This window comes from Caulobacter sp. 05L422 (assembly GCF_056397765.1).
In genome coordinates this window covers 81,564-106,686 of sequence record NZ_JBFTOB010000005.1, presented here as the reverse complement: position 1 = coordinate 106,686, position 25,123 = coordinate 81,564, and the positions used below count along the sequence as shown (strand labels likewise).

Annotated in this window: 24 protein-coding genes; 9 read left to right on the top strand and 15 right to left on the bottom strand. The window is 69.1% G+C overall.

Annotated elements, in window-relative coordinates:
- Positions 1-17 precede the first annotated feature (17 nt).
- The 3 genes from AC1DMQ_RS06940 to def all read left to right on the top strand — a co-directional run bounded on the left by AC1DMQ_RS06940 (position 18) and on the right by def (position 2,187).
- Positions 18-1,322: a DNA recombination protein RmuC gene (locus AC1DMQ_RS06940; protein WP_477032818.1), complete on the top strand. Its 1,305-nt coding sequence runs from the start codon at positions 18-20 to the stop codon at positions 1,320-1,322.
- A 9-nt stretch (positions 1,323-1,331) separates the two neighbouring features.
- Positions 1,332-1,598: a hypothetical protein gene (locus AC1DMQ_RS06935; RefSeq protein WP_477032817.1), complete on the top strand. Its 267-nt coding sequence runs from the start codon at positions 1,332-1,334 to the stop codon at positions 1,596-1,598.
- A gap of 67 nt (positions 1,599-1,665) precedes the next feature.
- Positions 1,666-2,187, top strand: a complete 522-nt coding sequence (gene def, locus AC1DMQ_RS06930) for a peptide deformylase (RefSeq protein WP_477032816.1) — start codon at positions 1,666-1,668, stop codon at positions 2,185-2,187.
- 118 nt (positions 2,188-2,305) lie between these two features.
- Here the strand turns inward: def and AC1DMQ_RS06925 are convergent, their stop codons facing one another.
- Positions 2,306-2,665 carry a cell surface protein gene (locus AC1DMQ_RS06925; protein ID WP_477032815.1) on the bottom strand — a complete coding sequence of 120 codons (360 nt, stop codon included), beginning with the start codon at positions 2,663-2,665 and terminating at the stop codon, positions 2,306-2,308.
- A gap of 113 nt (positions 2,666-2,778) precedes the next feature.
- Between AC1DMQ_RS06925 and fmt the strand changes: the two genes are divergently transcribed.
- Both fmt and truA read left to right on the top strand, forming a co-directional pair.
- Entirely contained in the window at positions 2,779-3,705 is a 927-nt protein-coding gene (fmt, locus tag AC1DMQ_RS06920) for a methionyl-tRNA formyltransferase (protein ID WP_477032814.1), read from the top strand.
- Complete coding sequence (gene truA / locus AC1DMQ_RS06915; RefSeq protein ID WP_477032813.1) at positions 3,705-4,451, top strand: tRNA pseudouridine(38-40) synthase TruA; 747 nt, start codon at positions 3,705-3,707, stop codon at positions 4,449-4,451. Before fmt ends, truA begins: the two co-directional genes overlap by 1 nt.
- Positions 4,452-4,589: 138 nt before the next feature.
- Here truA and AC1DMQ_RS06910 read toward each other — a convergent pair whose 3' ends face one another.
- From AC1DMQ_RS06910 to dapE, 3 genes are read right to left on the bottom strand one after another with little or no spacing between them, the layout of a single operon-like run.
- Positions 4,590-5,510: a glutaminase gene (locus AC1DMQ_RS06910; RefSeq protein ID WP_477032812.1), complete on the bottom strand. Its 921-nt coding sequence runs from the start codon at positions 5,508-5,510 to the stop codon at positions 4,590-4,592.
- A 2-nt stretch (positions 5,511-5,512) separates the two neighbouring features.
- On the bottom strand, positions 5,513-5,953 hold the full coding sequence (locus AC1DMQ_RS06905; RefSeq protein ID WP_477032811.1) for an EamA family transporter: 441 nt from the start codon (positions 5,951-5,953) through the stop codon (positions 5,513-5,515).
- On the bottom strand, positions 5,953-7,113 hold the full coding sequence (dapE, locus tag AC1DMQ_RS06900) for a succinyl-diaminopimelate desuccinylase (protein WP_477032810.1): 1,161 nt from the start codon (positions 7,111-7,113) through the stop codon (positions 5,953-5,955). The genes AC1DMQ_RS06905 and dapE overlap by 1 nt, the downstream gene beginning before the upstream one ends.
- A 52-nt stretch (positions 7,114-7,165) precedes the next feature.
- On the opposite strand from dapE, the gene AC1DMQ_RS06895 reads away from it, so the two are divergent.
- Positions 7,166-7,630, top strand: coding sequence for a cupin domain-containing protein (locus AC1DMQ_RS06895; protein WP_477032809.1), 465 nt, complete (start codon positions 7,166-7,168; stop codon positions 7,628-7,630).
- 40 nt (positions 7,631-7,670) lie between these two features.
- Here the strand turns inward: AC1DMQ_RS06895 and AC1DMQ_RS06890 are convergent, their stop codons facing one another.
- The 11 genes from AC1DMQ_RS06890 to AC1DMQ_RS06840 all read right to left on the bottom strand — a co-directional run bounded on the left by AC1DMQ_RS06890 (position 7,671) and on the right by AC1DMQ_RS06840 (position 20,635).
- On the bottom strand, positions 7,671-8,954 hold the full coding sequence (locus AC1DMQ_RS06890) for a leucine-rich repeat-containing protein kinase family protein (protein WP_477032808.1): 1,284 nt from the start codon (positions 8,952-8,954) through the stop codon (positions 7,671-7,673).
- Positions 8,955-8,979: 25 nt separating this feature from the next.
- The gene (gene dapD / locus AC1DMQ_RS06885; protein WP_477032807.1) at positions 8,980-9,825 is read right to left on the bottom strand and encodes a 2,3,4,5-tetrahydropyridine-2,6-dicarboxylate N-succinyltransferase; all 846 of its coding nucleotides are present in this window, start codon (positions 9,823-9,825) and stop codon (positions 8,980-8,982) included.
- Position 9,826: 1 nt separating this feature from the next.
- Positions 9,827-10,489, bottom strand: a complete 663-nt coding sequence (locus AC1DMQ_RS06880; RefSeq protein ID WP_477032806.1) for a pyrimidine 5'-nucleotidase — start codon at positions 10,487-10,489, stop codon at positions 9,827-9,829.
- Entirely contained in the window at positions 10,486-11,400 is a 915-nt protein-coding gene (gene argB, locus AC1DMQ_RS06875; protein ID WP_477032805.1) for an acetylglutamate kinase, read from the bottom strand. The genes AC1DMQ_RS06880 and argB overlap by 4 nt, the downstream gene beginning before the upstream one ends.
- Before the next feature lie 70 nt (positions 11,401-11,470).
- Positions 11,471-11,746, bottom strand: coding sequence for a SemiSWEET family sugar transporter (locus AC1DMQ_RS06870; RefSeq protein ID WP_477032804.1), 276 nt, complete (start codon positions 11,744-11,746; stop codon positions 11,471-11,473).
- Positions 11,747-11,749: 3 nt separating this feature from the next.
- The gene (locus AC1DMQ_RS06865; RefSeq protein WP_477032803.1) at positions 11,750-12,214 is read right to left on the bottom strand and encodes a response regulator; all 465 of its coding nucleotides are present in this window, start codon (positions 12,212-12,214) and stop codon (positions 11,750-11,752) included.
- An 18-nt stretch (positions 12,215-12,232) separates the two neighbouring features.
- Positions 12,233-13,354 carry a photosensory histidine protein kinase LovK gene (gene lovK, locus AC1DMQ_RS06860; RefSeq protein WP_477032802.1) on the bottom strand — a complete coding sequence of 374 codons (1,122 nt, stop codon included), beginning with the start codon at positions 13,352-13,354 and terminating at the stop codon, positions 12,233-12,235.
- Positions 13,355-13,512: 158 nt separating this feature from the next.
- Positions 13,513-14,565 (bottom strand): sulfate ABC transporter substrate-binding protein, encoded by a 1,053-nt coding sequence (locus AC1DMQ_RS06855; protein WP_477032801.1) that lies wholly within the window; start codon positions 14,563-14,565, stop codon positions 13,513-13,515.
- A 39-nt stretch (positions 14,566-14,604) separates the two neighbouring features.
- Positions 14,605-15,657, bottom strand: coding sequence for a sulfate ABC transporter substrate-binding protein (locus AC1DMQ_RS06850; RefSeq protein WP_477032800.1), 1,053 nt, complete (start codon positions 15,655-15,657; stop codon positions 14,605-14,607).
- 10 nt (positions 15,658-15,667) lie between these two features.
- Positions 15,668-17,113 carry an OprO/OprP family phosphate-selective porin gene (locus tag AC1DMQ_RS06845; protein WP_477032799.1) on the bottom strand — a complete coding sequence of 482 codons (1,446 nt, stop codon included), beginning with the start codon at positions 17,111-17,113 and terminating at the stop codon, positions 15,668-15,670.
- A gap of 234 nt (positions 17,114-17,347) precedes the next feature.
- Positions 17,348-20,635 (bottom strand): autotransporter outer membrane beta-barrel domain-containing protein, encoded by a 3,288-nt coding sequence (locus AC1DMQ_RS06840; RefSeq protein ID WP_477032798.1) that lies wholly within the window; start codon positions 20,633-20,635, stop codon positions 17,348-17,350.
- A 175-nt stretch (positions 20,636-20,810) separates the two neighbouring features.
- Here AC1DMQ_RS06840 and AC1DMQ_RS06835 point away from each other — a divergent pair, with 175 nt between their 5' ends.
- The 3 genes from AC1DMQ_RS06835 (at position 20,811) to pstA (ending at position 25,093) form a co-directional block, all read left to right on the top strand.
- Positions 20,811-22,253: a sensor histidine kinase gene (locus AC1DMQ_RS06835; protein ID WP_477032797.1), complete on the top strand. Its 1,443-nt coding sequence runs from the start codon at positions 20,811-20,813 to the stop codon at positions 22,251-22,253.
- Positions 22,254-22,356: 103 nt separating this feature from the next.
- Positions 22,357-23,799, top strand: coding sequence for a phosphate ABC transporter permease subunit PstC (pstC, locus tag AC1DMQ_RS06830; protein WP_477032796.1), 1,443 nt, complete (start codon positions 22,357-22,359; stop codon positions 23,797-23,799).
- Complete coding sequence (pstA, locus tag AC1DMQ_RS06825; RefSeq protein WP_477032795.1) at positions 23,792-25,093, top strand: phosphate ABC transporter permease PstA; 1,302 nt, start codon at positions 23,792-23,794, stop codon at positions 25,091-25,093. Before pstC ends, pstA begins: the two co-directional genes overlap by 8 nt.
- Positions 25,094-25,123 lie beyond the last annotated feature (30 nt).

Sequence of the window (25,123 nt, the reverse complement as noted above, 5' to 3'; positions counted from 1 at the left end):
CCCGCTAAGAACGGAGCATGAACTTCTCCGATCCGTTCCTGATCCTCGCCCTGGTCCTGCTGGTCGTGGCGCTCGCCGCCGCGGCGGTCGCCGTCTGGGCCATGCGCCGCGCCGCCGCCGCCGAGGCCAAGGCCTGGGAGCTGAACGCCAGGCTGGTCCAGGCCGACGAGCGGGCCCGGCTGCTGGAGGACCAGACCGCCACCCAGGGCGAGCTGATCCGCGCCCAGGCCGCCCAGCAGGCGACCATGACCGCCAACACGGTGGCGGAGGCGCTGATCAAGCGCACCGAAGAGAATTTCAAGAGCCGCGAACTGCTGAGCCAGCAGCGCCTGGAAGCCCAGCTCAAGCCCGTGGCCGAGACCCTGGCCAAGTTCGAGGCCCAGGTCACCGCCGTCGAGAAGGCCCGCGCCGAGGAGACCGGCGGCCTCAAGGCACAGATCGCCGCCCTGATGGAGGCCTCGACCGCCACCCAGTTCGAGGCCCGCAAGCTGTCGGCCGCCCTGCGGCGCGGGGCCGGCGTCCAGGGCCGCTGGGGCGAGCAGACCCTGCGCAACGTGCTGGAGGCCGCCGGCCTCAACAACCGCTTCGATTTCGAGGAGCAGTTCAGCGTCGAGAGCGACGAGGGCCGCCGCCGCCCCGACGTGAAGGTGAAAATGCCCGGCGGCGGGGTGTTCGTGATCGACGCCAAGTGCTCGCTGAACGCCTTCCTCGAGGCCCAGGAGGCCGTCGAGGAGCACCTGAAGGAAAGCGCCCTGGCCCGCCACGCCGCCAGCGTCCGCGCCCACATGCAGAGCCTGTCGGCCAAGGCCTATTGGGACCAGTTCGCCGGCGAGGGCTCGCCCGACTTCGTGGCCATGTTCGTGCCCGGCGACGGCTTCCTGGCCGCGGCCCTGGACCGCCTGCCCGACCTGATGACCGAGGCCATGGACCGCCGCGTGCTGCTGGTCACCCCCACCACCCTGTTCGCCCTCTGCAAGGCCGTCGCCTATGGCTGGCGGGCCGAGGACCAGGCCAAGAACGCCGCCGCCATCGTCGCGGTGGGCCGCGAGCTCTACAAGCGCATCGCCGTGATGGGCGCCCACGCCGGCTCGGTCGGCAAGGCGCTGGAGGCGGCGGTCGGCCGCTACAACCAGTTCGTCGGGTCACTGGAGAGCCAGGTCCTGACCCAGGCTCGCCGCTTCGAGGACCTGTCGGTCGATCACGAGGGCAAGGAGATCGGCGAGCTGGGGCCTGTCGAGGGCTCGGTGCGGCCGCTGATCAAGCTGGCGACGAGCGAAGCGGCGGATGAGGCGCCGGTTGCGCGCCTGCAAGCTAAGCCATAGCCTGACGGCATGATCTTCCTGGCCTGCGCCGGCGCCGTCATCGCGTCGCTCTACATGCTGCTGTCCCAAGGCCTGACCGTGCTGAACGCGCGGCGCACGGGTGTCCTGATCAGCACGTCGTACGGCAAGGCCAGGATCGAGCGGGCGGTGGACGCCGAGCGCTTCGACAAGCTGCTCAGCGCACGCACCAAGGCCCTGGGCGGTCCGGCCTTGATCCTGCTCGGCGCGATCGGCGTGTCGGCCTATCAGGTCCTGGCCATGGTCCTGACCGCCTGAGGCCGGCCGGGCCGCGCCCTTCCGTCGCCTTGACGCTGAACCGCGCGGACCTTACCTGACTGTCGTTATGGCCATCCGTCGCATCCTCACCGTCGATAACGCCGCCGATCTGGCGATTCTGAAGCAAGTCTCCAAGGACGTGTCCGCCGTCGACGACGCCCTGCGCGCGCTGATGGATGACATGCTGGAGACGATGTACGACGCCCCCGGCATCGGCCTGGCGGCCGTGCAGGTCGGCGAGCTGGTCAATGTGATCGTCATGGACCTGGCCCGCGAGGGCGAGGAGCCGGCCCCCCGTTACTTCGTCAATCCGAAGATCACCTGGGAGTCCGAGGAGCTGTTCTCGTACGAGGAAGGCTGCCTGTCGGTGCCCGAGGTCTACGACGCCGTCGAGCGTCCGGCCAAGGTCAAGATCGCCTACCTGAACTACAAGGGCGAAGCGGTCGAGGAAGACGCCGAGGAGCTGTTCGCGGTCTGCATCCAGCACGAGATGGACCACCTGAAGGGCGTGCTGTTCATCGACCACCTGTCGCGCCTGAAGCGCGACCGGGCCATCACCAAGGTCAAGAAGGCGCGCCGGGCGGCTTAACCGCCGGGGACATGCACTCGTGCGTGTCCCCAAACCGTGGCGCTGGCGCCGGGACTATTCTCCAAACCACCGTGAACGCGATGGGGACACGCACGAGTGCATGTCCCCGGCCTGAGCCTTATCGCGTCGCCTCGTGGACTTCCTTCTTGGCGTTCGAGCCGGCCTTCTTGGCGTCGGCGTTGATGTCGGCCGCCGCTTCCTTGGTTTCCTGGCCGGCCTTGGCGCCGGCTTCCTTGGCCTTGTCGACGGCCTCGCCGGCCGCGACCTTGGCGTCGGCGGCGGCTTCCTCGGTGCTTTCCTTCAGCGCCGTGCCGGCTTCCTTCACGTCGGGGTCGTTCTTGATGTCGGTGGCGGCTTGCTTGATCTCGCTGCCGGCGGCCTTGGCGCCTTCCTTGATCTGGGTGGCGTGCTCGTCCGAGCAGGCGGCCAGCGAAAGAGCGGCCAAGCCGGCGGCGGCGATCAGGGTGATGGAGCGCATGGCGTTTCCTCCTGGAAATAGGGGTCGTTCATAGAACGGCGATCCATGGTGAAGGTTCCGACTCTGTCGCACCCCGCCTTCCTAATGAGGGCCGGGCCGTCTAAACGTCCGCCATGCGCCTCGCCTTCCTCGGAACCCCCGATTTCTCCGTCGCCTGCCTGGCCGAGCTCGTCGCCGCCGGCCACGAGATCGCCTGCGTCTATTCCCAGCCGCCCGCCCCGCGCGGCCGTGGGCAGGACCTCAAGCCCTCGCCGGTCCACGCCTTCGCCGAGAGCCTGGGCCTGCCGGTGCGGACCCCGGTCTCGATGAAGACGGCCGAGGAGATCCAGGCCTTCCAGGCGCTCGACCTCGACGCCGCCGTGGTGGTGGCCTTCGGTCAGATCCTGGTCGCCGAGGTGTTGGACGCCCCGCGCCTGGGCTGCTTCAACCTGCACGCCAGCCTGCTGCCCCGCTGGCGCGGCGCCGCGCCGATCCAGCGCGCGATCATGGCCGGCGACGCGGTGACCGGCGTCCAGGTGATGCGGATGAGCGTGGGCCTCGACGAAGGTCCGGTGCTGATGGGCGAGCAGGTGCGGATCGACGCCCTGGAGACCGCCGGGACCCTGCACGACAAGCTGGCCGCCGTCGGCTCGCGCCTGCTGCCCATCGCCCTGGCCGCCATCGAGCGCGGCGGGGCCCGCGAGACGCCGCAGAGCGAAGAGGGGGTCACCTACGCCAAGAAGATCAAGGCCGCCGAGGCCCGCATCGACTGGACTCGTCCCGCCGCCGAGGTCGACCGCCACATCCGCGGCCTGTCGCCGTTTCCGGGCGCGTGGTTCGAGGCTCCGTCGGAAAAGGGGCCAGTGCGGGTGAAGGCCCTGCTGTCGCGGGTCGAGGACGGCGAGGGGGCTTCCGGCCAAGCGTTGGACGACGCCCTGCTGATCGCCTGCGGAGACGGCGCCGTCCGCCTGCTCAAGGCCCAGCGCGAAGGCAAGGGCGCCCAGGACGCCGAGGTGTTCCTGCGCGGCTTCCCCGTTTCCGCCGGAACGGTCCTGGCCTGATGCCCCGCTACCGCCTGACGATCGAATATGACGGCCGGCCCTATAACGGTTTCCAGGCCCAGGCCTCGCAGCCGTCGGTGCAGGGGGCGATCGAGGCGGCGGTGAAGGCCTTCACCGGCCAGGAGATCCGTATCGCCGCCGCCGGCCGCACCGACACCGGGGTCCACGCCACGGCCCAGGTGGTGCATGTCGATCTGGAACGCGACTGGCCGGCCGAGACGGTGATGAACGCCCTCAACGCCCACCTGGTGCGCGAGGCGGTCAGCGTGCTCGACGCCGTGGTGGTGTCAGGCGACTGGCACGCCCGGTTCTCGGCCAACGAGCGGCGCTATCTCTACCGCATCCTCAACCGCCGCGCCCCGCCGGCCCTGGAGGCGGGCAAGGTCTGGCACGTCAAGAAGCCGATCGACGCCGAGGCGATGCATGCGGCGGCCCAGGCGCTGGTGGGCCTGCATGACTTCACGACGTTCCGCGACATGGCCTGCCAGGCCAAGTCGCCGCTTAAGACCCTGGACATGGCCCGGGTGTTCCGCGTCGGCGACGAGGTCCACCTGGTGTTCGAGGCCCGCTCGTTCCTGCATCGCCAGGTGCGGTCGATGACCGGCACCCTGGCCGAGGTCGGGGTGGGGCGCTGGACGGCTCAGGACGTGCGGGACGCGCTGGAGGCCAAGGACCGCACGGCCTGCGGGCCGGTGGCCCCGGCGGACGGGCTGTATCTGACGGGGGTTGGGTACGAGGGGGAGTAGTGCGGCTAGCACTTGCCCCCTACGGGTCGCTTCGCGACCGTCTTCCCCCAGAGGGGGAAGAGGACCCGCGCCTTCGTCCTCCGCCCCCTATGGGGGCGGACAGACCGCGAAGCGGTCAGGTGGGGGCAAGTGGGTGAGCTAAAGCACTGAACAATTGGTCAGCTGCGTGAACCGCTCCAGCGCCACCGTCCCCACGACCGAGGTCCCGAACCGGTCCAGCTCCGGCGACCACACGGCGATCGCCGCCTTGCCCGGGACGATCGCCACGATCCCCCCGCCGACCCCGCTCTTGGCCGGCAGGCCCACGCGGTAGGCGAAGCTGCCGACGCTGTCATAGATGCCGCAGGTCAGCAGCAGGGCGTTCAGGCGGCGCGACAGGCGTTCGGGGAAGATCGTCTCCTCGACGATCGGCGAGAAGCCGCCGGCCGCCAGGGGCAGCATGGCCCGGGCCAGCTGGCGGCAGCTCATGGTCAGGGCGCATTGGCGGCAATAGGCGGCGACCACGGCCTCGGGATCGTGGCTGATCGTGCCCTTGCCGCGCATCAGGTTGGCGATGGCCCGGTTCTGCCAGGCGTTGGCCAGCTCGGACGCCGCCACCGCCTCGTCGATCTCGACCTTCTCGCCCGCCAGGAAGCCCGCGAAGCCGCGCACCAGGGCCGGCGGGTCCTTGAACACGTCCATCAGCTGGTCGCAGATCGCCAGGGCCCCGGCGTTGATGAACGGATTGCGCGGCACGCCCTCCTCGGATTCCAGCTGGGAGAGGTGGTTGAACGGCGTGCCCGACGGCTCCTTGCCGACCCGGGTCCAGACCTCGTCGCCGAAGCGGTTCAGGGCCAGGCCCAGCGAGAACACCTTGGTGATGCTCTGGACCGAGAAGCCCTCGTCGGCGTCGCCGACCACCGCCTCCTCGCCCGAGACCAGGCGCACGGCCATGCCGAACTTGCCGGGCGGAACGTCGGCCAGCTCGGGGATGTAGTCGGCGGTGCGGCCCCGGCCGAAGTACGGCTTCACCAGCACGGCCACCTCGGCCAGCACGTCGGCGATCGAAAGCTCGTCCATCGCTAGATCCGCACCGCCACAAGCACCGCCCCGGCCGCGATCAGGGCCACGCCCAGCCAGTTCACCGGCGACAGCTTCTCGCCCAGGAACACGGCGGCGATGATGGCCACGAACACCACGGAAAGCTTGTCGACCGGCGCGACCTTGGCGGCCTCGCCCAGCTTCAGGGCGCGGAAATAGCACAGCCACGAGGCCCCGGTGGCTAGGCCCGACAGCACCAGGAACAGCCAGGAGCGCGGGGCGATCGAGCCCGGGGCGCGCCACTCGCCCGCCACGGTCAGGATCAGGCCCGCGAAGCCCAGGATCACCACCGTGCGGATGAAGGTGGCAAGATTGGAGCCGACCCCGTCGATTCCGACCTTGGCCAGGACGGCGGTCAGGGCCGCGAACACCGCCGAGGCCAGCGCCCAGAAGGGCCAACTCGCCAGGGCGGCGCGCCCCATCAGGCGAAGGCCGCGAAATAGCGACCGATCAGGGCCTGGTAGATGTTGGCCAGGTCCTGGATCTCCTGGACCGGCACGCGCTCGTCGACCGCGTGCATGGTGGCGCCGACCAGGCCGAACTCGACCACCGGGCAGAGGCTGCGGATGAACCGCGCGTCGCTGGTGCCGCCGGTGGTGGAGAGCTCGGGCACGCGGCCGGTGGCGTCGCCGACGGCGGCCACGATCACGTCGGTGAAGGCCCCCGGCTCGGTCAGGAAGGCCTCGCCGCTGATCTTGCACAGCGCCTCGACCCGGCCCGAGAAGCCCTCGGCGGCCTCGCGGCACTCGTGCTCGATCCAGGCCTGCAGGTCCTTGCCCTTGTGGGCGGGGTTGAAGCGGATGTTGATCCGGGCCTTGGCGCTCGCGGGGATGACGTTGGTGGCGGTGTTGCCGACGTCCACCGTGGTGACTTCCAGATTCGAGGGCTGGAAGCCGGTATAGCCTTCGTCCAGCACCCGGCTCTGCAGGCGCGAGAGGATGTCGACCATCACCGGGATCGGGTTGGCGGCGCGGTGCGGATAGGCCACGTGGCCCTGCTTGCCGTCCACGGCGATCCAGGCGTTGATGCTGCCACGCCGGCCGATCTTGACCATGTCGCCCAGCAGGTTGGCGCTGGTGGGCTCGCCGACGATGCAGTGATCGATGACCTCGCCCTCGGCGGCCAGGGCCTGGACGACGCGGACGGTGCCGTCCTCGGCCACGCCCTCCTCGTCTCCGGTGATCAGGAAGCTCAGCGAGCCGGGCAGGTCGCGCGGCAGGTTCGACACGGCGGCGACGAAGGCGGCGATGGCGCTCTTCATGTCGACCGCGCCGCGGCCGTAGAGCACGCCGTCCTTGATCTCGGCCTCGAACGGCCCGGCGGTCCAGGCCGCGTCGTCGCCGACCGGCACCACGTCGGTGTGGCCCGCGAAGCAGAGGTTGGGGCGGGCGGTCCCACGCCGGGCGTAGAGGTTCTCGATCTCGCCGAACTTCATGCGGCGGCAGGTGAAGCCCAGGGCCTCCAGCTGCCGCTGCAGGACGTCCATCGCCCCTTCGTCGGCCGGGGTGACGGACGGACGGCGGATCAGGGCCTGCGCGAGCGCAACGGGATCGAGAGCGAGGGAGAGGCTGTTGTCAGTCATTGTCCTGGCTTTAGGCTCCCCTGGCGCCCGACGCAAACCCGAGAACGCCGCCATGCCCAAGATCGACATTTCCGCCGAACCCACGCGAGTCGGAAGCGACTATCCCTCGCCCCATGACGCGCCATGCCAGGGCCGGCGGCGCTGGGCCCTCGGCGACCTCGCGGGACTCGACCAGTTCGGCGTCAACCTGATGCGCCTGCCGCCCGGCCAATGGAGCAGCCAGCGTCACTGGCACTCCGCGGAAGACGAGTTCGTCTGGGTGGTCGAGGGCGAGGTGGTGCTGGTCGAGGACGGGGCCGAGACGATCCTGCGGCCCGGCGACTGCGCGGGGTTCAAGGCCGGCGTCGCCAACGGCCATCACCTGGAGAACCGCTCGGACCGCGAGGCGGTGCTGCTGGAAATGGGCTCGCGCCGGCCCGACCAGGACACCTGCACCTATTCCGACATCGACATGGTCGCGCGGGCCGGCGAGGACTTCTACCGCCATCGCGACGGGACGCCCTATCCGGCGGAATAGGGCTGGGGACACGCCGCAAGGGCATGTCCCCAGCCATGGCTCAGGTCGCCTTCAGAACATCCAAGGCGTGCGCCAGGTCCGGCCGGGTTCGAACGTCGGGGCTGAGGCAATCGGCCAGCAAAGCTTCGACGGAGGACGGTGCGGGACCGTCGACCAACTCCAGCAGTTCGCCCAGCAGCCGGCCCCAGGCCAGGACGTCCAGGCGGGCCAGCCCGTCGCCGGGACCGTCCGGCAGGAACGAGGCCGCGCCGAAGTCGCTGAGCACCGCCGCGCCGGTCCGTCCGTCCCACAGCGTGTTGTGGGCGTAGAGGTCGCCGTGCGACAGGCCGCCGGCGTGCAGGTGGGCCGCGCCGATCCCGATGTCGCGGGCGATCCGCAGGGCGACGTCGAGGTCCAGGCGAAGGCCGGGGGCGTAGACGTCGCGGCTGCAGGTTTCCAGGCTGGGCGGTCCGGCCAGGACACGCCAGTCGGCCGGCAGCAGCCGCATCAGCAGGCCCTGGGTCTGGTCGGGGTGATCGACAAGCCGGCCCAGGGCGCCGGTCAGGTTCGGATGTTCGCCGGCGGCGAGGCAGGCGGCCATCTCGCGCTCGGGCAGGCCGTCGCTGGTCATCTCGCCCTTGAACAGCTTCAGGGCGACGGACCGGGTTTCGCCGTCGTCCGCCCACAGCGCCTCATGAACCTGGCCCGAGGCGCCTTCGCCCAGCAGGCGGGCCAGCTGCAAGGCCGACCAGGCGACCGATCGGCTGGAGGCGGGCTCGCCGTGATCGAAGGGATTGCCGGCCCAGGCCAGCCAGGCCAGGCGCGGCATCTCGGCGAACCAGCCGGGCAGCGACGCGAGGCGATTGGCCGACAGGCGCAGCAGTTCCAGGTTGCCGGCGTCGGCCAGGCTGTCGGGCAGGGTCTCGAGCCGGTTGCCCGCCAGCATCAGCTTCTGCAGGGCGGGACGCCGGCCGATCGCCTCGGGCAAGGCCTCGACGGCGTTCTCGGTCAGGGTCAGCCAGCGCAGCTGGGGCGGCAGGGCCTCGGCCGGGACTTCGCGCACGCCGCAGGCCCGAAAGCCGACCTGGCTCAGCGCCGCGCAGTCGCCCAGGCTGGGCGGCAGGCGACCGAACCGGGCGCCCGAGCAGAACATCGCCCGCAGCTTGCCCAACCGGCCCAGGTCGTCGGGCAGGCTGGTCAGGACGCTGCCGCTGAGGTCGAGCACCTCCAGCGTATCGGCCAGATCGAAGACCTCGCGCGGGAATTCCGTCACGGGCTCGCGCAGCCGAAGCTCGCGCGCGCCCGCCAGGTCGCCGCGGCGCAGGGCGTTCAGGGTCTGGGTCATGGGCGTTCCGTCCGAAGCCGGCGGATCAGTCGCGCAGCAGGTCGTTGATGCTGGTCTTGGAGCGGGTCTTGGCGTCGACCGTCTTGACGATCACGGCGCAGGACAGGCTGGGGCCGCCCTTGGGGTCGGGCAGGCTGCCGGGCACGACGACGCTGTAGGGCGGCACCTTGCCCATGTGGACCTGGCCGGTGGCGCGGTCGACGATCTTGGTCGAGGCGCTGATGAACACGCCCATCGACAGGACCGAGCCCTCGCCGACCACCACGCCCTCGACCACTTCCGAACGGGCGCCGATGAAGCAGTCGTCCTCGATGATGGTCGGGTTGGCCTGCAGGGGCTCCAGCACGCCGCCGATGCCCACGCCGCCCGACAGGTGGACGCGCTTGCCGATCTGGGCGCACGAGCCGACCGTCACCCAGGTGTCGACCATGGTGCTGTCGTCCACGTAAGCGCCGATGTTCACGAACGACGGCATCAGGATGACGTTCTTGCCCACATAGGCGCCGCGGCGGACGATCGAGCCGGGCACGGCGCGGAAGCCGGCGGCCTCGAACTGCGGAGCGTCCCAGCCGTCGAACTTGTTGGGGACCTTGTCCCACCACGGGCCCACCGCGCCGCCCAGCGTACCGGCGTGCATGACCTTGTTGGGGTTCAGGCGGAACGACAGCAGCACGGCCTTCTTCAGCCACTGGTGGGTGGTCCACTCGCCGTCGATCTTTTCGGACACCCGCACCTTGCCGGCGTCGATCATCAGCAGGGTCTCCTCGACCGCCGTGCGCACCGGGCCGGTGGTGGCGGTGGAGACGCCGTCGCGGGCGTCCCAAGCGGCTTCGACTTCGGTCTGCAGGTCGGCGAGGGTCAGGACGGTCATCTTAGGCTTCCTTCAGGCGCGCCGAGGTCAGGAACCCGGCGAGGTCGTGCGTGCGGTGATGGACGAAATCGGCGGTCGAGGCGGCCGCGTGGGCGCCGACCAGGACAGTGGTCATGCCCAGCAGGGCGGCCGGGGCGAGGTTCTTCTCGCTGTCCTCGAAGAAGGCCGTGGCGGGCGGGCCGAACGCGTGGCGGGCGACGATCTTCTCGAAGGTCGCCATGGCCGGCTTGGGCAGGTAGTCGGCCGTCTCGATCGCGAAGACGTCCTCGAACAGATGGTCCAGGCCCAGGTGTCCCAGCACCCGCTCGGCATGACCCAGCGAACCGTTGGTGAAGATCAGCCGGCGGCCGGGCAGGGCGTCGATCGCCGCCCGCAACGCCGGATCGGGCGTCAGGCGGTCCATCGAGACGTCGTGCACCTCGTCCAGGAACGCCTTGGGCTCCAGGCCGTGATGCATCATCAGCCCGGCCAGGGTGGTGCCGTGCTCGGTGTAGTAGCGCTTCTGGATGGCCCGGGCCTCGTCACGGGGCAGGCCGGTGGTCCGCTCCATGAAGTCGGTCATCTTGCCCTCGATCAGGGCCATGAACTCGCACTCGGCCGGATAGAGGGTGTTGTCCAGGTCGAACAGCCACGTCTCGACGTGAGTCAGGTCGGGCGCGCTCATTTCGAGATGAGCGTACCCGCGCCGTGCTCGCTGAACAGTTCGACCAGCATGGCGTGGGGACGGCGTCCGTCCAGGATGACCACGGCCTCGACGCCGTTCTCCACGGCGTGGATGGCGTTCTCCAGCTTGGGGATCATGCCGCCGCTGGCCACGCCGCTCTCGATCAGGCCGCGGGCCTCGGCGATGGTCATCTGGCGGATCAGCTGGCCGTCGCCGTCCAGCACGCCGGCGATGTCGGTCAGCATCAGCATCCGCTTGGCCTTCAGGGCGCCGGCGAGCGCGCCGGCCACGGTGTCGGCGTTGATGTTGAAGGTCTGGCCCGAGGTCGAGACGCCGATCGGGGCGATCACCGGGATGTAGTCGGTTTCCGAGGTCAGCAGGGCCTGGATGATGTGCGGGTCGATCTTGGTCGGCTCGCCCACGAAGCCCAGGTCGACCGCCTGCTCGATGTTGCTGTCCGGATCCTTGCGGGTGCGGGTCACCTTCTCGGCGGTGATCATCCGGGCGTCCTTGCCCGACAGCCCCACGCCGCGCACGTCGGCTTCAGCGCCCGCCAGCGTGATCCAGTTGGCGATTTCCTTGTTGATGGCGCCCGACAGCACCATCTCGGCCACTTCCATCGTGGCTTCGTCGGTGACGCGCAGCCCGTCGACGAAGGTCGACTTGACGCCCGCCTTGTCGAGCATGCGGCTGATCTGCGGGCCGCCGCCGTGCACCACCACGGGGTGGACGCCCAGCAGCTTCAGCAGCACGGCGTCGGCCGCGAACAGCTTGGCCACCTGCTCCTGGCCCATGGCGTGACCGCCGTATTTGATCACCACCGTCTCGCGGTCGTAGATCTGGATGTAGGGCAGGGCTTCGGCCAGGGTCTTGGCGGTGGCCCAGCCCGCTTCCTCGGCGACGTCGGTCAAGGCGGCGGTCCTGTAAGGCGAAAGGCGCGCCTCGATAGCGGACCCCGCCCCCCCTGTCACGCGTTCAGCGTCACTTACCGTGCCGGCTGAACCGCCACTTCAACGCAAGCACCGCCCCCGACATGAGCAGGCAGGCGGTGTTGGAGGCGATCACGGGCCAAGCCTTGATCAGCACGCCGTAGACGATCCAGCAGGAAAAGCCGGTGACGGTGACGATATAGGTCCGCAGCGACACCGACGAGGCGTCCTTTTCGCGCCAGATCTTGACGATCTGCGGGGCGAAGCTGGTGATCGACAGCAGGGCGGCGGCCGTGCCGACGGCCGAGACGGCGAGATTGGCGCTCACGCTCTAGACGGCGTGCGGCAGGGCGTTCAGGCCCCAGCGCTCGGCATAGGCCGGCGACAGCTCCAGCCCGATCGGCGGCGGGCCGGGCGCTTGGCCTTCGCGCAGGCAGATCGTCAGATAGGACAGGGCGGTCTTCACGCCGTGCTCGGAATAGGGCTTGCCGATCACCCCGCAGGCGCCGGCGAAGTCGTCGGGCAGGCGCTTGACGTTGGCGGTCATGAATAGCGCCACGCCGCCGCAATCGTCGTGGATCTTGCGCACCACCTCGACGCCGGTGGGACCGTCGCGCAGGTGGACGTCGACTAGGGCCAGGTCCGGGCGCAGGTCGTTGGCCATGGCCACCGCTTCGTCGGAACTCATGGCCAGGCCGACGGCGTTGCAGCCGACCTCCTCGACCAGGAACTCCAGCTCGGTGGCCAGCAGAACCTCGTCTTCCACGATCAGGACGTCGAGCGGACGCTCGTTCATCACCAAATCCTGCCTTTCTCAGTGATGAACACCATTGACCGGCAGGTGCACCACGACACGGGTTCCAGGATCGGCGGGCGTGGTCTGGGAGCGCGCCTTCAGCTGCTGGCAAAGCAGCTGGACAATGGTCAGACCGAATCCGCCCGACGATGCGGAATTCTGCACACCAACGCCGTTGTCCGTGATTTCGATCCGGAATTCAGCGTCTTGGCGGCTGATCCCGACGAAGACCTCGCCCGTCCGGCCCTCCATCGCTTCCGGCGGAAAGGCGTGGCGCAGGGCGTTGGAGAACAGTTCGCTGATCACCAGGGCCAGGGGCGCGGCCTTGGACGCGGCGATGTCGATCCGCTCCAGATCCAGGCGCACCGTGATGTCGTCGCGCCGCGTCGCGCCCATCATGTCGCTGACCAGATCGCGCACGAAGGCCGAGACGTCGAAGCGCTCGACGTCCTCGCTCTGGAACAGGCGGCGGTGGACGGTGGCGATGGCGCTGACCCGCTCCAGCATGCCGCGCAGGCTGCTCTTGACCGCCGGGTCGGTGACGCGGCGGTTCTGCAGCAGCAGCAGGGACGAGATGAGCTGGAGGTTGTTCTTGACCCGGTGGTCGACCTCGTGGAGCAGGGCGGTCTTCTGCTGCAGGGCGTGGGTCAGGTCGGCGGTGCGGGCCGCGACGGCAGCCTCCAGCCGCTCGCGGGTGTCGCCCAGTTCGAACTCGACGCGCTTCTTGTCGCTGATGTTCAGTTGCGAGCCGAAGAAATAGACGATCTCGCCGGTCTTGCCGCGCACCGGAGACAGGTAGAGGGCGTTCCAGAAGGTGGAGCCGTCCTTGCGGTAGTTGAGGATGTCGAGGGCCACATCCTCGCCGTCGGCGATGGCCCGCCGTATCGCCTCGACACTGGTGGGATCGGTGTCGGGCCCCTGCAGGAAGCGGCAGTTGCGGCCGATGACCTCGTCGCGATGATAGCCGGTCAGGGCCAGGAAGGCGTCGTTGGCGAAGATGATCGGGTTGTCGGCCTGGCGCGCGTTGGTGACGATCATCGCCATGCGGGCGGCGCGGATCGCCGCCGCGAACGGATCGCCGACCCCATGCTCGGCCGCCAGTTCTTCCGCCGCGCGTTCCGACCGCAATATGTCCGTCATTCGTAAGACGCCCGACTTGCTGACATGCCCCGTGGTTTCCCTGAACGCCGCCTGGCGGGTCGGGTTCCAGACATTGGCCCAAATGCACAACGGCGGAAACCTCGCAGGAGGTTTCCGCCGCCATGGTCTTCAGGTCCGAAGGACGCTGGAGGTTCGCGCTACTTGGGTTTGTAGATCTTGTCGAACAGGCCGCCGTCGGCGAAGTGCGTGGCCTGGGCCTTCTTCCAGCCGCCGAACGTGTCGTCGATGGTGACCAGCGGGATCGACTTGAACTTGCCGGCGTACTTGGCGGCCGCTTGGGCGTTGCGCGGGCGGTAGTGGTTCTTGCCGATCAGGTCCTGGGCGATGGGGCTGTAGAGGAAGTTCAGATAGCCCTCGGCCGCGACGCGGGTCTTGTGGCGGTCGACGTTCTTGTCGATCAGGGCCACCGGCGGTTCGGCCAGGATCGACAGCGACGGATAGACGATGTCGAACTTGCCCGGCAGTTCTTCCTGCGCCAGGTACGCCTCGTTCTCCCACGACAGCAGGACGTCGCCCAGGCCGCGCTGGGTGAAGCTGGTGGTCGCGCCGCGCGCGCCGGTGTCCAGCACCGGCACGTGCTCGAACAGCGTCTTGACGAAGGCCTCGGCCTTGGCGGGGTTGCCGCCCGGCTGCTTCAGGGCCCAGGCCCAGGCGGCCAGGTAGTTCCAGCGCGCCCCGCCCGAGGTCTTCGGGTTGGGGGTGATCACGTCGATGCCCGGCTTCACCAGGTCGCCCCAGTCCTTGATCTTCCAGGGATTGCCCTTGCGGACCAGGAACACGATCGTCGAGGTGTAGGGGGTCGAGTTGTTGGGCAGGCGCGACTGCCAGTTGGCCGGCAGCAGCCTGGCCTTGGCGGCGATCTCGTCGATATCGTAGGCGAGCGCCAGGGTGACGACGTCGGCCTGCAGGCCGTCGATCACCGACCGGGCCTGCTTGCCCGAACCGCCATGGCTCTGGTTGATGGTCAGGTCCTGGTTGACCTTGCCCTTCCAGTACTTGGCGTAGGCGGCGTTGATGTCCTTGTAGAGCTCGCGGGTCGGGTCGTAGCTGACGTTCAACAGGGTCAGCGGCTTGACGCCCTGGGCGTGGGCCGAGCCGGCGAAGGCGGCGGGAACGGCCAGGGCCGCGGCCCCGGCGGTGGCCGAGCCCAGCAGGCCGCGACGCGTGGGGGTCTTGAAATCTTGGGTCATGGCGATGTCGCTCGCGTGAGAAGTGGGTCGTGAAAAGGGTTAAACGCCGGGTTTGTAGATCTGGTCGAACACGCCGCCGTCGGCGAAGTGCCGGGCCTGGGCCTTGGCCCAGCCGCCGAACTGGCCGTCGACGGTGACCAGGGGAATCTTGGGGAACTTGCTGGCGTACTTGGCGGCCGCCGCGGCGTTGCGCGGGCGGTAGTTGTTCTTGCCGATCAGGTCCTGGGCGACGGGACTGTAGAGGAAGTTCAGATAGCCCTCCGCCACCGTCCGGGTCTTGTGCCGATCGACGTTGCGGTCGACCACGGCCACGGACGGCTCGGCCAGGATCGACATCGACGGATAGACGATCTCGAACTTGTCGGCGCCGAACTCCTGGCGGGCCAGGTGGGCCTCGTTCTCCCAGGTCAGCAGGACGTCGCCGATGCCGCGCTGGACGAAGGTGGTCAGCGAGCCGCGCGCGCCGGTGTCGAGCACCGGCACCTGGCGGTACAGCTGCTGGACATAGGCGCGGGCCGTCGCGTCGTTGCCGCCAGGCTGCTTCAGGGCCCAGGCCCAGGCGGCCAGATAGGCCCAGCGCGGCGCCCCGCCGGTCTTGGGATTGGGGGTGACGATGTCGATCCCCGGCTTCACCAGGTCGCCCCAGTCCTTGATCCTCCAGGGATTGCCCTTGCGGACCAGGAAGATGATCGTCGAGGTGTAGGGGGCGGAGTTGTCGGGCAGGCGCGATTGCCAGTTCTTGGCGATCAGGCCGCGCTTGGCGATCTCGTCGATGTCGTTGGACAGGGCCAGGGTGACGACGTCGGCCTGCAGGCCGTCGATCACCGACCGGGCCTGCTTGCCCGACCCGCCGTGGCTCTGGTTGACGACCAGATCCTGGCCGACCTTGTCCTTCCAGTACCTGGCGTAGGCGGCGTTGATGTCCTTGTAGAGCTCGCGGGTCGGATCGTAGCTGACGTTCAACAGGGTCAGCGGCTTGGCGGCGGCGCTGGCGCCGCCCAGCAGGCCCAGGCCGGTGGCGGCCCCGGCTCCCGCCGCGACCAAGTCGCGACGGGAGAGGTTGCGCCGCCGAGCTTCGGAAAGCTTGGTCATGCCTGAGGCCTTAGAACGCGTACTGGCTGCGCAGGTTGACGGCCTTGTAGCTCTGGCCGATCAGCGTGCCGGTTCCGTCGCGGCGGTCGACGTCGACGTCCAGATAGTCCAGCGAGAACTTGGTCACCGAATTGGGGAACCAGTTCACGCCGACGGTGGCGATTTCCTGCACGCCGCCGCGGACGCGGTCGGCCGCGACCGTCGCATATTCGTGGTGGTTGACGTCGAGCACCGAGTAGCGCGCCGCCAGTTCCCAGGCGCCCCACTGGCCCTTCTTCGGGTCGAACGGCTTGTCGATGGCGGGGGCGTCGAAGGCGAAGTTGGCGGCGTTGTACTTGCGGGCCTCGCCGGTGATCACCCAACCGCCTTCGACGTACCAGCCCGAGAACTTCGGATCAGTGAGGTTGGCGGGCTTGTTGCGGCGGTCCAGGGCGATGTCGAAATACTCGCCCTGGATCAGGAAGTTCTGCTTCTGGGCGGCCAATTCGAAGCCGTAGTGGCGGGCGCCCGACGAATCGATGGCGCCGGAGCTGACCAGGCGGGTGCCGTCGGTGCGCAGCTCGGGACGGTCCTCCACGGTGATCGGATAGGCGCCGGCCACGGCGATCTGGGCGGGCTGGGCGATCCGGCTGGCGTTGAAGCCGACATGGGTCAGCCAGTCATAGCCCTTGAACGGGATGAAGGCGACGCGGCCCACATAGCCCAGCTGCTCGTCGAAGGTCGCGCCGTCGCCGGCCTTGGCGCCGGTCACGGCGCCCGAGATGATCCAGCGCTCGCCGACGGCCTGGGCCTGCAGCGAGATGCGGCGGTCGGCGCCGGCCAGGCCGCGGGCGGCCTCGGCGGCGGCCGGGCGCTCGGGGAACAGCGAGCCGTTGGTCGAGGCGGCGTCTTCCAGGCCCAGGTTCGGGGCGAAGGCGCCGACCTTCACCTTGAACGGCGCGTAGTTGTACTGGAGGTAGATTTCCTGCAGCTGGCCGGCGCCGTCGGTGCCCGAGCCGCCGAAGTCCAGCAGCACGCCGTAGTCGAAGTTCTTGAAGGCCTTGCCGTCGACGCCCAGCCGGGCGCGGCGGAAGTTGGTGCCGCTGTTCAGGTCGCGACCGACGGTCGAGGCCGGCAGGTTGCTGTCCTGGTTGTACCAGGTGGCGTCCAGCTGCATCACGGCGTGGATGTTGGCGCTGAAGGCGCCGTCGCCCGAGGCAATCGTCGGCTTGCCGTTGGCGACGCTGACCACGGTGGCGGCCTGGGCGGTGCGCACGTCCTTCAGGCTGGCGGCGGTGGCGGCCTTCAGGTCGGCGATCTGGCTGGACAGGGCTTCGAGCTGGGCCTCGAGCGCCTCGATGCGGGCCTGCTGCTGCTCGGGCGTCTGAGCGGTCTGGGCATGCGCCGCGCCGGTCATGGCGATCAGCGAGGCCCCGGCGATCAGGGCCGTGCGTAGGGCGGTCTGGGTCTTGGTCATGGTCTTCCCCTCTCGACGCCTTGGTCGGCGTCGCCGTTGACTGGGACAAAAGCCGATTATTCCTACGTGTTAAATAGAGATAAGGGCGCGGGGCTTTGAGTTTTCCTTCAGCCCCTTACGTCGTGCATGGTCAAGCTACTGGAATCCAAACGAAAAAGGGCCCGCGCCGAAGCGCGGGCCCTATTGATCAGTGTTCGTTGTATTCGCCGCTGAAGTCCAGAGGCGGCCGTGAGGCTAGAACATCGCCCGGCCGGTGAGCTTCAGATTGTAGCGCTTCTGCTTTTTGGCGGCTTCGGCGTTGGCCTCGATGGCCAGATAGGACATCGGCGTGCCGGCCCGCAGGGCCAGGCCCAGGGTCACCGCGCCGTCCTTGTCGCCGGCCGCGGCCAGGGTGAAGGGGGTGCCGCCGCCCGTGTACTGGGCCACGGTGTCGCCGATCTCGCCGGCCAGGACCTGGCGATAGCCGACCCGGACTTCCGGACGCCACCACAGGTCGCGGCCGTAGTCGGCCCCGAACACCAGCCCGACGTCGCCGGTCAGGGCGCTGGACTTGCGCTTGTGGACGATCTGGTCGAAGCCGTCGCCGCCGCCCGATTCCTTGCGCTGGCCCTCGTTCAGATAGAGGTAGTCGAGATAGGCTTCGGGACGGGCGAAGTAGCGGCCGAACTTGGCCTCGTACGCCGTGCCGGCGAAGGCGTTGAACGTGTAGCCGTTCCACTTGGCGCTGTTGTGGCGCTGGACGTCCGCGGCGCCGTCGCCGTTCAGGTCTCCGGTGTTGAACGTCCGGTCGCCGTCGTACCAGCCGTAGCCGCCGCCGCCGCCGATGTTCATGCGCCAGCCGCCGATCGCCCGACGCCAGTAGCCGCCCAGCTGGACGAAGTTGCCGGTGGTCTGTTCGCCCACCTTGGCGGCGATGTCGTGCTCTTCGATGCTGACATAGGCCAGGGTCAGACCCAGCGCGCCGCCGGCGTCGCCCATGGCCTCGTAGCCGCCGACGAAGCCGAAGGCCTGGGTGTCGGAACCCATGGTGTCTTCGGTGTCGCGCCGCACCAGGGTGTTGATTTCCTGGATCCACAGGCTGTCAGGCCCGTAGCGGTCGCCCGGATCGGGACGGAAGGACGTGGCCTGCGAGATCGCGTGGGTGACGTCCTGCATCGCCGCGAAGAAGCCCTCGCCCTGGCTGGGCATCATCTGGTCGTAGAGGCCGAGGAACCCGTCCTTGGTCGTCTGGGTCAGATAGGCCGAGGCGATGTCCTTGTCCTTGCTCAACGCCGCGAAGGTCGCGTCGTAGGCCGAGGACTGGGCTTGGTTCATGCCGATCTCGGACGAGGTGCGGCGACGGACGTCGAGATAGACGTTGTTGGTGTCGACCCGGCTGCTGGCCACGTACAGGTACGGCGTGCCGCCCAGCAGGTCCTGGTTGATCGTGCCGGCCGTCAGCGAGCCGCCAGTGATGACGGTGTAGCTGGTCGGGGCCGTCAGCAGGCTGGTCAGCCGCAGGCCCAGCTGGGCGCCGGAAGCGATGTTCACCGCCCCGGAGACCACGATGTGGGTGTTGGCGCCCGCGCCGTTGTTGGCGGACGGGTCGGCGGTGAACACCACCCGGCTGTCCGCGCCGATGTTCAGGCTGCTGGCGTTGATGGTCTCGGCGTTGGTCAGGCCCAGCGAGCCCTTGGTGACGTTGATCGCCAGTTGGCCGTCCGAATCGCGCAAGCCGCCCAGCACGGTGCCGCCGCCGGTGATGTTCAGGACGTCCGCCCCGGCGCCGAAGGCGATGTCGCCGACCACGATGCCGTTCTGGACGTTGAAGGTGTCGGCGCCGGAGCCGAAGTTGACGTTGCCGAGGATGGACGGTTCGTCCGCGTCGTCCACGCCGTCGCCGTCGGCGTCCGCGTCGGCGATCCCGTCTTTCCCGTCGTCGCCGTCGTTGACGCCGTTCTGGGTGATGGTGACGCCGGTGGTGTTCTTGCTGACGTCGATGGCGATCGCCTTGCCGGTGACCACTTCGTTGCTGGCCAGGTTGTCGGCGTCGTCCTTGTCGTCGGCGTCGTCGGTCGGAACGACCGAGGCCGAGATGCGGCCGGTGTTCTCGATGGTGGTCAGCGTGCCGGCGTTGTCGATCACGCCGTACGCATTGCCCTTTTCGCCGCCCATGGTGGACGTGATCGAACCGGCGTTGCGCAGGGTGGTGACGTTGGAGCCGGCGTCGATGGCGATGGCGCGCGAGTCGAACTGGCCTTCCGAGATGCTGAAGGCCGAGATCACGCCCTTGTTCCACACGGTCGGCGCGTTGGCGCCGGCCTTGAACTGCAGGCCGGTGGAGGTGGCTTCGTAGGCGGTGGCGGTGACCGAGCTGTCGATCCGCACGCCGCCGGCGACGGTGGTCGTCTGGTTGGCGTTGCCGCCGATCTGGATCGCGGTGGCGGCGATGCCGTCGTACACGCCGTTGGCGGTGACGCCGCCCTTGGTGATCAGGCCGTAGGCGTTGTCGCCCGTGCCCACCGCGCCGATGGTCACCGCATGGTCGTTCGAGCCGATCAGCAGGGCCGGGGCCGCGCCGTAGGTGACCAGGGCCGCGGTGCCTTCGCTGGCGTCGGGCACGCCGTCGCCGTCCTCGTCGGTCTTGGTGGTGTCGGTGTCGAGCGGGGGCGCGTCCAGCAGGATGCCGCCGCCGACATTGGCGGTCACCCGCACCGCCGGGCCGCCTTGCAGCAGGTCGTCGGCGTCGAGGATCGCGCGCAGTTCCTTGGTGCCGGGGCGCGTCGTGTAGCGATAGCCGGTCGTGGTCACGCCGCCCTGGACGACGAAGGCGCCGCTGACGTCGCCGTCGATCGCCACGCCGGTGGCGTTCAGGCCGGTCACCGTCGTGCCGCCGTTGATCGAGACCTTGCCGGTCACCGGGCCCGTGACATGGACGCCATAGGTGTTGTCGCCGAGGACGCTGATCGTGCCGCCGGTGGTCAGGTTGCCGACCAGGCCGGTCTCCAGCGAGATGCCGGCCGAATTGTTGCCCTCGACGGTGATCGCGCCGGTCGAGCCCTGGGTGATGTCGCCGGTGAAGACGCCGGGGCCGACCAGGCGGATGCCGTAACGGTTCTGGCCCTTGGCGAACGGACCGTCCAGGTCGCCGTCCGGCTTGGCCGCGCCGGCCGCGTCCTTGTCGTCGTCGGTCGGGGTGTAGTCTTCGGTCAGGTTGATGGCGGCGTTGTTGGTCACCGAGCCCGTCGTGCCGCCCTGGATCAGGACGCCCGTCGAGCCGTCGACGCCGACGCTGGTCAGGCCGTTGCCGCCGATCGTGACCTTGTTGTTGCTGTTCAGCGTGATCAGCGGACCGGTCGTGGTCAGGGTGATGCCCCCGCCCGTGTCGATCTTGACGTCGTCGGCCGTGCCGCCGGTCGTCGCCGTCGCGGTGGCGATCGGCGTCGTACGGGCGGTGGTGATGACCGTCTCAGCATAAGCGCCGAACGCCATGGCCAGTAGAGGAGCGGTTGCGACTGTCGCGACCAGGACCTTGCGCTGCATTACGAACGACACCTCGGAGATAAACCCAGACCCCAGATTGCGGCACGTTGCGGCGAAATTGCGGTGCTTTCCGCCGCCGTCGTGCTTCCAGGCGTTTGACGGTCTATCGCAAGCGTTCCCGGGGCGCCATATCTGGTTCGCCGAATCCTCCCTTCGTTGAAATCGAGACTGCCGCATGCCGATGGCCTCGCCGTCCTCGTCAGCCCGTCGCGACGGGCCCGTCAGCACGCCCCTGGGCGTCTGGGGAGCCGTGCTCGCGGGGCCCGGGGCCCTTCTGGCGCTGGCGGCGGCGGGCGGGGCCAACACCGCGGCGGCCGTTCCGCTGGCCCTGATCAGCGGCGTGACCGGCTATGTCCTGGCGCGCCGGGTGTTGAACAGGTCCGTCGACTCGGCCGCCCCGGCCCCCGCGCCGGCCCTGGTCGACCAGCCGCCGCCCTTCGGCCTGATTCTCGAAACCCTGCCCGATCCGCTGATGGTGATCGCCGCCGAGGAGGCCGACGACCTGACCGGCCGGCGGTTCGTGTTCGCCAACGCCGCGGCGCGGGACCTGTTCAAGCTGCAGCCGCGCGGCGGCCTCTTGGTCTCGGCCCTGCGCAGCCCGCAGGTGCTGGAGGCGGTGGACGAAAGCCTGTTCGGCGGCGTGCGGCGCTCGGTCGACTATGTGGGCGGCGGAGCCCAGGGGCGGGAATGGGCGGCGCACTGCGCGCCGCTGGGCGCCGACGAGCGTGGATCCCGCCTGGCCCTGCTGGTTCTCAGCGACGAGACCGACGCCCGCCGCAGCGAGCGCACCCGCGCCGACTTCCTGGCCAACGCCAGCCACGAGCTGCGCACGCCCCTGGCCTCGCTGTCGGGCTTCATCGAGACCCTGCGCGGCCACGCCAAGGACGACGTCGGCGCGCGCGACAAGTTCCTGGGCATCATGCAGGCCCAGGCCGAGCGGATGGCGCGGCTGATCGACGATCTGATGAGCCTGTCGCGAATCGAGCTCAACGAGCACATCGCGCCGCTGGGCCGGGTGGACCTGGGCATGGCGACGGTCGACGTCCTGGACGCCCTGGCCCCGCAGAGCAAGGAGAAGGCCGTGACCTTCGACCCCGTCCTGCCGCCGCGCGGCGCGGCCGTGGTCGAGGGCGATCGCGACCAGATCGTCCAGGTGATCCAGAACCTCGTCGACAACGCCATCAAGTACACCCCGGCCAACGGCGTGGTGCGGGTGGAGATTTTCTCGGGCCTGACCGCCGACATGGCCGCCGCGCCGCGCGACCCGGCCGCCGCGCGCATGTCGCTGCTGACCCCCGACCACGCCGTCGAGGAGCGCTACGCGTCGCTCTGGGTCAGCGACCGGGGGCCGGGCATGGCCCGCGAGCACCTGCCGCGCCTGACCGAGCGATTCTACCGGGTCGAGGGCCAGAAGAGCGGCGAGCGCTCGGGCACGGGCCTGGGGCTGGCCATCGTCAAGCACATCATGAACCGCCACCGGGGCGGCATGACGGTGGAAAGCGTGCAGGGCGAAGGGGCCACGTTCGGGGTCTATTTCCCGATGGCCCGGGTGGTTTCCGAGCCCTCGCGCCCGGCTCCCGAGCTCGCCTCGCCGGACGCTGTCGCAAAACTGTCGTGAAAACGTCGCATAAGGTCGGCGCCCGCCCGGCATAGATCGGATGGGCGGTACGGCGCGCTGTGCGCCGTCATCGCATCCCTTCGCGCAAGACCCCGCCGCACGCATGCTGACCTGGCTCTCGCTCCTCTTTCTCGTCCTGTTCTCGAGCGCGGCCTTCATGGCCGGCCGAAGCCGCGCGCTGAAGTCCTCCGGCGGCTCCGCCGCCAAGCTTCACTCGCTGCCGAACTATTACGGCATGTACGCCGCCCTGTGGGCCGGCGCTCCCGCGGCGCTGCTGCTCCTGCTGGGCGCCACCTTCGGCGGCCGGGTCGAGGACGCCATGCTGCAGGCCGAGCGCCCGGCGGCGGTCCAGGCCCTGACCCCCGATCGTCAGGACGTGTTCTTCAGCGACGTCAACGCGGTCGCCACGGGCCAGGCCGCCAGCGAGGTCAGCTACGACGGCCCGCTGCGGGCCGCCTTCGACGCCAAGGTCGTCGAGGCCAAGCGCATCGACGGCATCGTCAGCTATTCGGTCCTGGGCCTGGCCGGCCTGCTGGCCCTGGCCGGCTTCATGCTGGCCACCCCGCGCATCAACACCGAATTCCGGGCCCGCAACCGGGTCGAGGGCTGGATCGCCGGCGTGCTGATCGCCTGCTCGGTCGCCGCCGTCCTGACGACCCTCGGCATCGTGATGTCGCTGATCTACGAAAGCTGGCGCTTCTTCGAGAGTGTCTCGCCGCTCAGCTTCCTGTTCGGCACCGAGTGGGCCCCGCAGATCGCCATGCGCAGCGACCAGGTGGCCTCGTCGGGCGCCTTCGGCGCCGTGCCGCTGTTCGCCGGCACCTTCCTGGTGATGATGATCGCCATGCTGGTGGCCGCGCCGATCGGCCTCTACTCGGCCATCTACCTGTCGGAATACGCCAATCGCGGCCTGCGCTCGACGATCAAGCCGCTGCTCGAGATCCTGGCTGGCGTGCCGACCGTGGTCTACGGCTTCTTCGCGGCCCTGACCGTCGGTCCGATCTTCCGCGCCTTCTTCAACGGCATCGGCGAGAAGCTGGTCGGCGGCCCCTTCGACAACCTGGCCCAGTACCTGATGCAGGTGCAGAACCAGATGGCCCTGGTGGCCGGGGTGGTGATGGGCATCATGCTGATCCCCTTCGTCTCCTCGCTGTCGGACGACATCATCAACGCCGTGCCCCAATCGCTCCGCGACGGCAGCTACGCCATGGGCGCGACCAAGTCCGAGACCGTCAAGAAGGTGGTCCTGCCGGCCGCCCTGCCGGGCATCATGGCCGCCATGCTGCTGGCCGTGTCCCGCGCCGTCGGCGAGACCATGATCGTCACCATGGCCGCGGGCCTGCAGGCCAAGCTGACCGCCAACCCGCTGGACACCGTCACCACCGTGACCGTCCAGATCGTCACCCTGCTGACCGGCGACCAGGAATTCGACAGCCCGAAAACCCTGTCGGCCTTCGGCCTGGGCCTGACCCTGTTCGTGGTCACCCTCGGCCTCAACATCATCGCCCTGCGCATCGTCCAGAAGTACCGGGAACAATATGACTGACGCCGCCATCAATCCCGGCGCGCCGGCCGCGCGCCCGGCCCTGTCGGCCCGTGACGCCCTGCTCAGGAAGCGCCACCGCTCCGAGAAGCTGTTCCGCGCCCAGGGCATCGCGGCGATCGTCATCGCCATGATCTTCCTGGTGGTGCTGGTCGGCCGGATCGTCACCCAGGGCTACTCGACCTTCGAGACCCACACCCTGACGGTGCCGGTCTATCTGAACCCCGAGCGCATCGACGTGAACGCGCTGGAGGGGGTCAACTACGACTACATCGTCGCCGAGGCGATGATGAAGAAGCTGGGCGTCCAGGACGACGACCTGGGCACGACGTCGGGCAAGATCATGGACCTGACCTCGCGCGACTTCGGCAACCAGCTGCTGCAGATGATCAAGAAAGATCACTCGCTGATCGGCAAGACCGTCAACGTCACCGGCTCGGTCAAGGCCGACGCCGACCTCTACTACAAGGGCGAGATCAAGCGCTCGACCGCCGAGGAAGACCGCAAGCTCGACAACCAGCAACTGGACTGGCTGGACCGCCTGAGCAAGGACGGCACGGTCAAGGCCGGCTTCAACACCAAGTTCTTCACCAACTCCGACTCGACCGAGCCCGAACAGGCCGGCGTCTGGGGCGCGGTGATCGGCTCGGCCATGATGCTGATCATCACCGCCATGATCGCCATCCCGGTCGGCGTGCTGGCCGCGGTCTATCTGGAGGAGTTCGCTCCCAAGAACCGCTGGACCGACGTCATCGAGGTCAACATCAACAACCTGGCCGCCGTGCCGTCGATCGTCTACGGCCTGCTGGGCCTGGCCCTGTTCATCAACTGGCTGCACGTGCCGCGCGGCTCGCCGCTGGTCGGCGGCCTGGTGCTGGCCCTGATGGCCCTGCCGACCGTGATCATCGCCACCCGCAGCTCGCTGAAGGCCGTGCCGCCCTCGATCCGCGAAGCCGCCCTGGGCGTCGGCGCCTCCAAGGCCCAGACCGTCTTCCACCACGTGCTGCCGCTGGCCATGCCCGGCGTGATGACCGGCGCCATCCTGTCGCTGGCCCACGCCCTGGGCGAGACCGCGCCGCTGCTGATGATCGGCATGGTCGCCTTCGTGCCCGGCGCGCCGGAAACCTTCACCAGCTCGGCCACCGTGCTGCCGGTCCAGGTGTTCATCTGGGAGAACGCGTCGGAACGCGCCTTCCACGAACGCACCGCCGCGGCCATCATCGTGCTGCTGGTCTTCATGATCGTCATGAACGCCGCCGCCGTGATCCTGCGCCGCCGCTTCGAACGCCGGTGGTAGACTGATGACCTTCCTCAATCCCCTCGCTTC